The following is a 7,413-nucleotide window of genomic DNA, read 5'->3' as shown; positions in this document are numbered from 1 at the left end:
GAATAAGCAGATTCAGTGGCGTTTTAAATTTTACCCCATGTGGACTGACATCCATAATTTCAGCAGTTTCGACATTTGCTGCTACATAGCTTCCATTTTCTTTAATAATTTTTACAGAGGCTTCGAGTGGTGTTCTAAACTGAAAGCGAAAAGCTTCTTCACGTTTATATCTCATTTATTGACCTCCAGTTAAAGTGTAAATTTTATAGTTAATTTAATTTTTCATTTTCAAATTCACAGAAATTACTATATATTAATTATAATGGAAAAACTATTAATTTCAATCCATTAGGAGGTAAAATGAAAGAGTTAGAGATGCTTCAAACTGATATTAGTAAAGTAATAGTCGGCAAAGATAAAGAGGTAGAACTTCTTGCCATTTCATTACTATTTAATGGACATATTTTAATGGAAAGTGTCCCTGGTACAGGAAAGACGATGCTAGCTAAAACATTTTCAAAAATAATGAATGGAAAATTTTCTCGCATCCAATTTACACCTGATGTACTCCCAAGTGATGTAACAGGAATACAATTCTTTAATCCGCAGAGACAGGAATTTGAGTTAAGACCTGGTCCAATTATGGCCAATATTGTTTTGGCAGATGAAATAAACCGTGCTACACCTAGAACACAATCAAGTTTGTTAGAGGTCATGGAAGAAGGACAGGTCACGATTGACGGTCATACACTTCCTGTTCATGATCCTTTTATGGTTATAGCCACACAGAATCCAGTAGATTCACAGCAAGGAACCTTTTCTTTACCTATTGCTCAAATGGACCGTTTCTTTATTAAATTATCAATGGATTATCCGAGTTTGGACGAAGAAAGAGAGATTATTCATATAGCAAGAGGTGAAAAAAAATCAAGTGAATTGGAATTAATCTTTACACCATCCGTCTTAGAAGAAATGCGAAATAGGGTAAAGGCTGTGAGAATGAATGAGGAGGTTGAACTGTATCTTATTCAAATAGTCAGAAGAACAAGAGAGCATCCTTCCATTGAACTTGGGGTAAGTCCAAGGGGAACACTTGCTTTAATGAAAGCAGCACAAGGAAAAGCTTTTTTAAATAATAGATCATTTGTTGTTCCTAATGATATTAAAGAAATGGTCCCATACGTTTTAGGCCATAGAATTTATTTAACTACTGAAGCTTCATTAACAAAAACATCTGAACAAGTTTTACAAGAAGTGGTTGAATCAATTCCTGTTCCAGTTGAGGCAGGAGTTTAATCGATGGAGTGGAAAAAATACTCAGTAGAGGATAGTTTCTTCAGTTTTACAGGAGTATTGGCTGTATTTTTAATTTTCTCGAGCTTTTATTTCCAATCATTTCTTATTTTTTTCTTAGCAGTGTTTTTACTCCTATTTGTTTTTGCGAATTCATTTTATTTAAAGCATGTGGGAAAGAAGCTTTATCTAGAAAATTTGAAATTGAGAAACAAGTTTTTTCCTCAGGAAAATGGAGAGTGGGTATTAGTTTTTGAAAATAAAGGACTTCCAATAATGAAGGGGCAATTAAGAGTATATTTCGATGATCAGGTAGCTCCTTTAGATGGTTTTGGAGATAAGCGGCTTACAAAATATGAAGTGAACCTTCCGATGTCATTAAACTATAATCAGAGAACGATTGTTAAAATTCCTTTTAAAACAATTAAAAGAGGAGTTGCAAAAATTCGTACAATTGAATTGCAAATTCCGCACTTCTTTGGTTTAGGTGAAACGGTATTAGAATATAAATTTTTATTTTTGCCTGAGGCTCTTGTGTATCCTTTGCCTTTTCCTGTGAAAAATAAGGGTTTGTTTCTTTCTGTCCGACCGGGCGAATCCCCTGCCAGCTTTTCCTTGTATGAGGACTTCCTATCCCCCGCGGGAACTAGGGAATATGTATCTTCAGATAGCTTTAATCGAATACATTGGAAAGCAAGCGCTAGAATGCAAACACTCCAAACGAAAATATATGATCGGGTAGCGGAAACGGGTTGGCACTTATCGCTAAATATTGCAAATGGCCATGCTATAAGTAGCCAAATTGAAGAGTTTATCAGCAGTGCAGCGGAACTAGCCTATTATTCAGCCAAACAGCAAATTCCCTTTTCTTTATGCATCAATATCCGAGTTGCAGGGTCTATTCCTTTTTATTATATACCAGCAGGAGTTGGCAATGAGCAGCTTCAAAAAGTACTTGAAGCACTAGCCTATGTTAATCCGTATTCCTCTGCCTATCCGTATGAAAAGATGCTGTCTTTTTACAGTAGACATCTAACAAATCAGCCTTTTTTCATACACGGAGGTCATAGATCAACACAATCTGATGAGCTTCTTCGCCTATTTAAGCAAAAAGGAACATCTGTTTTAGAGCTTACATTAGAAAAAGACTTGGAAGCGATTCTTTTGCCAATACAATTCCCTATGAAGGACGTGATAGGAAATTGAAAAGAAAGTGCTGGAATATCATGTATTTGCTTTGCATCGAAATTATTTTTGGTGCCTTTGTCCTTTTTGTTCCTTACTCATTACATAAAAAGGAGATTCCGCTGTTCTCCTATTTTTCATTAATGGTTTTGGGGTGTTTCTTCTTTACGATATTACTTCTAAAGTATAGTGATAAGGCTAAACTAATATTTTTTATCCTTCTAGCTCCAATTCTCATTTTTGCTGGAGGATGGCTTGGGTTCCCCCTCTTTGGTAATTTACTTATTGTTTTTTTTGTTTTTTGGAGAACGCTATCTCATCATAATGAGTTTGACAAGCAAAATGAGGGATTATGGATAATACTTACCATTGTAACGGGAATTTTTCTAATCTTTTTTACAGGACTTTCATCCGATATATATATGAAAGTCATCGGGGCCATTATGATTGCCCAGTTAATATTTATTACGCTCGGTGGTTTTATTAGGCGTTGGCTAGCTGTAGAATCTGAAATAAACAATAAAAAGCATTTTTTTCTTCCCTTAATGGGTCTTATAGCAGGGATGGGATTTGCAGGGCTTATTATTTCTGCGGGGATGAAGCTGTATGAAAAACTATTTTTCTCATTTTTACAAATAGGGGTAACAGCGATTGCGTTTATTTCCTCTCCGTTTTTCAAGTGGGCAGAGGGAGTAAATTGGTCGGAAAAAATGGAGCAATTTAACAACAGCCAAGGTACTCAAGAGGATACAGTTATTCCAACTGAATGGGAGGATGTTGGAGGACAGATTCCTGTTGACATGACTCTTATTGGGACTATTGTTTTCACAGTAGGTTTAATTTTTCTATTTTTCTATGTTTATAAGCGCAAAAAAATGAAAAATATAGAGAAAATAGAAACTGATACGAAGGGATATTCTACTGAAAGTTTAATTATTAAGGAAAATGGGTTATTTCTTTCTAAAGGTAAAGTGAATGATTCTAAAAATCTTATTCGTAAAGAAATATATGCATTTGAGAAATTTGCAAAAAAGCGCAAATTAGGACGTCTTCCATATGAATCATTGTCTGATTGGATAAATCGGATAGAAATTCTCGATTTTGAGGACATCACTTCAATATATGAAAGAGTAAGATATGGACATTTGCCTTTTTCTGATAAGGAAGAGAAATTAGTTAAGGAGAAGCTCCAGCTCAAAAAAATGGAATTGAAAGCTAGAAAAAATAAAGAGCTGAGAAAATAAAGGGCAGTTGTATGTCTGTTTAGCATGATAATAAGTAGCACAATAAAAAATCCGACTTACCGGCAAATAACAAATGCCGGTTTTTTTTATTTATTATGTTTATCATTTATCTTTAAAGGCTATGGTAGGAAAAAGGAGGAAAACTTGATGCAACTTAAAGCTTATAAACTATTTTTGCTTATTCTTTTTTCTCTCGTGCTGACAAGCTGTCAGCAAGCTGGATCTGGCCAATCGATCGTAAACAGTCATGCGGAGGCATTGTTGACGAAAAACAATGAACTGCAGTTTCGGTTTAAAATTAATGATAAAATATTAAGCGGAGAGAGGCTTTACAAAGTAAAAGTATCTATACATAATGCAAAACTTGCATCGGCTTTAGGTACAAATGAAATTATATATGGGTCTGATGTAAAATTTACAGGCGAGTATATTGAGGTTAATAATCGCAACGATAACTTTATTTTTATGAATCCGATTCCATTACTTAAAGATCTCCATGTATTTGAAATTGAAAAGATGATCATGAAAGAGGATGCAGTGTCGGTAGAGGTCTTTAATGATAAACAGGTCATTGCTAAAGCTTTTTTAACAAATTTTTCATCTCAGCTATAAAGTGAAACTTCAATCAGTGGGGGTTTTCTTTCATCCCCCACTGATTGTTAGTTGCGGCCCACAGGATGTGGGTAACAGAGACGTTGCCACAGGACGTGGCGTTCTTAGTCTGTGTTCCTATAATCGGGCCTTTACGGGCTGTTGATCCCCTGCTTAGAAATTTTTGTCTTACTCAACTTCTTGAAGTGGTGGGTCTTACAGCCCGTTAATCTGCGATAAAAATCTTTTCTTTGATTAGTATGTAACCGAATTGATAGGAAATAATGTTAAAGCGCATGAAACTTGGGGAGGGCTAGACTATTTGGTCTAGTCTTTTTCCTTTTCGTTTCCATATAAATGAAGGCAGCTACTGCTTAATGTATAAAATAGAATAATAGAAAAACTCTAACTTTTATATAGGGAATATTCTTTTTGACTTCAACTTGAAGTAGAATAGAATTAGCAGTGAAATTGACAATAAATACATAAAAATGATGGGGGAGGAGTTTAAAGATGGGGTTACGTGATAATACGGTCATCGGCTTTATTGGAACAGGTGTCATGGGGAAAAGTATGGCAGGGCATTTGCTTCATGCAGGATATCCATTAATTGTTTATTCACGGACAAAAACGAAAGCTGAAGATTTAATTGCTAAAGGTGCAGAATGGACAAATTCTCCTAAAGATGTTGCAGAAAAGGCAAATGTCATTATTACAATGGTTGGCTATCCTTCAGATGTGGAAGAGGTATATTTAGGGGAAAATGGAATTATTACAAACGGACAAGAAAAATCGTTTGTCATCGATATGACAACGTCCACTCCAACTCTTGCTAAACGAATATATGAAGAGGCAAGAAAAAAAGGTATTTTCGCTCTTGATGCACCAGTATCTGGAGGTGATATCGGTGCAAAGGAAGCAAAGCTTTCAATCATGGTTGGCGGGGAGAAAGAATCATTTTTGGAAATGGAACCAATCTTTCGCTTAATGGGAACAAATATTGTCTATCAAGGAAATGCTGGTTCTGGACAGCATACAAAAATGTGTAACCAAATAGCCATTGCTTCGAACATGATTGGAGTATGTGAAGCGATCGTTTATGCAGAAAAGGCTGGTCTTGAACCAGAGACTGTATTGAAAAGCATATCGACAGGTGCTGCAGGCAGCTGGTCCCTTTCAAACTTAGCACCAAGAATGATAAACGGAAATTTTGATCCTGGATTTTATATTAAGCATTTCATTAAGGATATAAACATTGCTTTACAAGAAGCTGAGGGAATGGGGATGGATACACCTGGCTTAGCATTGGCAAAGGAAATGTATGCAAAGCTTGCTGAAGCCGGGGAGGAAAACAGCGGTACTCAAGCACTTTATAAGTATTGGGATCGTTAATGAATAATGAAATCCTCTTTATATAATAATAAATTTGATTGTTATTAAAAGGGGGTTCTTCTATGGCAAAAAAAACGAAAAAAAATGATCCTCAGCAAAAAAATAAAAAAGGCTTCGATTCAGCTGTATTAGACACGGAATTTGCACATGAAATGGGAAGTACCGACACAAATAAAATTCATAAGGATAAAGCAAAAAAGGAAAAAGCAGCGAAAAATAATGGGAAATATAAGGGATAATAACAAAGGTGAGCTTAAAATGGCTCACCTTTTCCTCTTTATTAATATCCGTAATCCCAGTCAACTTCATTTTCATGCCAAAAAACTGGAGAAACTGGACCAAAGTCAAATTCAATATTTTCTAGAGTGCATTTGCAATGGTCACACCCACTTTGTGCCTCCATTTCTTCAAAAGTAGAATGGTCTACGTTTTCAATAACAGTAACTTTTTGATTTTCTTGAAATAGGATGGCTGTGCCTTTCATCATGATATAGCACCTCTTTAAATTTTATTAGTTGTTATCTTTTATAACTCAATTTTATAATTCATAGGGATCGGTGTCTATGGATATGTGAAGTTGTTCACAAAAAAGTCGAATTATTCAAGGATAAAATTATTCTGCCTAAAAAGCCAATAAAATGGTATTTTAGTAATGTTAATTATTAGAAATTATTGAGTATAATATAAAATGCTATTAGTATAATAGAAGGTCATTATTTTACTATAAAGTGTTTTGGAGGTAATACTGTGGAAACGATTTTGGATAAACAACCGTATGAAGAAAGGAAGGAATACGGAGGATTTTGGATTCGATTTGCAGCTTATATAATTGATTCCATCATTATTGGTGTGCCATTATTTATCGTTACGATGATTATTTTTATGATCTTTTTTGGGGGCACTGGTGCACTTGATTTACTTTTTGGCGATCCGTATGCAACCGAAATAACTGATGAGGAAGCACTCTTACTCTTTGGTTCTTATTTAGGAGCACTTGGGCTATCATTATTAATTAATATTATAGGGGCCGTTGCTTATTTCGCTGGTTTGCACGCTTCAAAATGGCAAGCAACTGTAGGAAAAAAATTGCTAGGATTAAAGGTTACGGATTTAAAAGGAAACAAAATTTCCTTCTGGCGAGCTTTAGGCAGATATTTAGCAATGTCTTTTTTATCAGGAATCCTATTAATTGGTTACATTATTGCTGCCTTTACGGAGAAAAAGCAATCCCTTCACGATTTAATTGCAGGTACGACTGTCATAAAAAAATAGTAAAAAAGCTGCGTTGGAAAAAAACAATGCAGCTTTTTTTAAAGAGGAAATTCTGTAAATGTTGACGAATTAATAAAAATATTAAGGGGTTTTAGGATGAAAATGAATGATATTCAAAATCATTACGAAGCGTTTTCCGAGTGGTTACGTACTTTAAAAGAATTAAAGGATGATTTGTGGATGGTTCCTATATCAGAAGGAAAATGGCCGGTACGGGCGGTAATAGCACATTTACTATATTGGGACCGTTATTCAATAAATGAACGTTTTCCTTTTTTTAAAGAGGGAGCAAAGCTTGATAAATTCCCTGATTTTCAAAAAGTTAATGACCAGGCGGCAGAATACTCGAAGAATGTTTCAAAAGAGAAATTGTTAGATGAGCTATTATCCATTAGACAACAATTTGTTTCTATGATTAATCAAATGAATGAAGATGAGTTAGAAGTTGCCTTTCATATAGGTGATCATAAATTAACTATTAAAGACTATTTTAAAG

General features: G+C 34.8%; 9 protein-coding genes. 8 read left to right on the top strand and 1 reads right to left on the bottom strand.

Going from position 1 to position 7,413, the window contains the following annotated elements; translation table 11 throughout:
* Nucleotides 1-300: 300 nt before the first annotated feature.
* The 6 genes from V7164_RS23105 (at nt 301) to V7164_RS23080 (ending at nt 5,884) form a co-directional block, all read left to right on the top strand.
* A complete protein-coding gene (locus V7164_RS23105; RefSeq protein ID WP_335355346.1) occupies nt 301-1,236 on the top strand; it encodes an AAA family ATPase in 936 nt (311 codons plus the stop codon).
* Nucleotides 1,237-1,239: 3 nt separating this feature from the next.
* The gene (locus tag V7164_RS23100; protein ID WP_335345360.1) at nt 1,240-2,439 is read left to right on the top strand and encodes a DUF58 domain-containing protein; all 1,200 of its coding nucleotides are present in this window, start codon (nt 1,240-1,242) and stop codon (nt 2,437-2,439) included.
* Entirely contained in the window at nt 2,436-3,662 is a 1,227-nt protein-coding gene (locus tag V7164_RS23095; RefSeq protein WP_335345361.1) for a hypothetical protein, read from the top strand. Before V7164_RS23100 ends, V7164_RS23095 begins: the two co-directional genes overlap by 4 nt.
* Nucleotides 3,663-3,809: 147 nt before the next feature.
* Nucleotides 3,810-4,274 (top strand): hypothetical protein, encoded by a 465-nt coding sequence (locus V7164_RS23090; protein WP_335345362.1) that lies wholly within the window; start codon nt 3,810-3,812, stop codon nt 4,272-4,274.
* A gap of 492 nt (nt 4,275-4,766) precedes the next feature.
* Complete coding sequence (locus tag V7164_RS23085) at nt 4,767-5,645, top strand: NAD(P)-dependent oxidoreductase (protein WP_335355345.1); 879 nt, start codon at nt 4,767-4,769, stop codon at nt 5,643-5,645.
* A gap of 62 nt (nt 5,646-5,707) precedes the next feature.
* Nucleotides 5,708-5,884 carry a hypothetical protein gene (locus V7164_RS23080; protein WP_335347206.1) on the top strand — a complete coding sequence of 59 codons (177 nt, stop codon included), beginning with the start codon at nt 5,708-5,710 and terminating at the stop codon, nt 5,882-5,884.
* A 41-nt stretch (nt 5,885-5,925) separates the two neighbouring features.
* Here V7164_RS23080 and V7164_RS23075 read toward each other — a convergent pair whose 3' ends face one another.
* On the bottom strand, nt 5,926-6,132 hold the full coding sequence (locus tag V7164_RS23075) for a hypothetical protein (RefSeq protein ID WP_335347207.1): 207 nt from the start codon (nt 6,130-6,132) through the stop codon (nt 5,926-5,928).
* A gap of 260 nt (nt 6,133-6,392) precedes the next feature.
* Here V7164_RS23075 and V7164_RS23070 point away from each other — a divergent pair, with 260 nt between their 5' ends.
* Nucleotides 6,393-6,917, top strand: coding sequence for an RDD family protein (locus V7164_RS23070; protein WP_335347208.1), 525 nt, complete (start codon nt 6,393-6,395; stop codon nt 6,915-6,917).
* Nucleotides 6,918-7,013: 96 nt separating this feature from the next.
* Nucleotides 7,014-7,413: DinB family protein (locus tag V7164_RS23065; RefSeq protein WP_335355344.1), on the top strand; the 400-nt coding region annotated here is incomplete at its 3' end.

Source organism: Bacillus sp. JJ1474 (genome assembly GCF_036965225.1).
GTDB lineage: Bacteria > Bacillota > Bacilli > Bacillales > Cytobacillaceae > Cytobacillus.
Note: the sequence above shows the minus strand (reverse complement) of the source record. Positions and strands in the feature narration are given on the sequence as shown.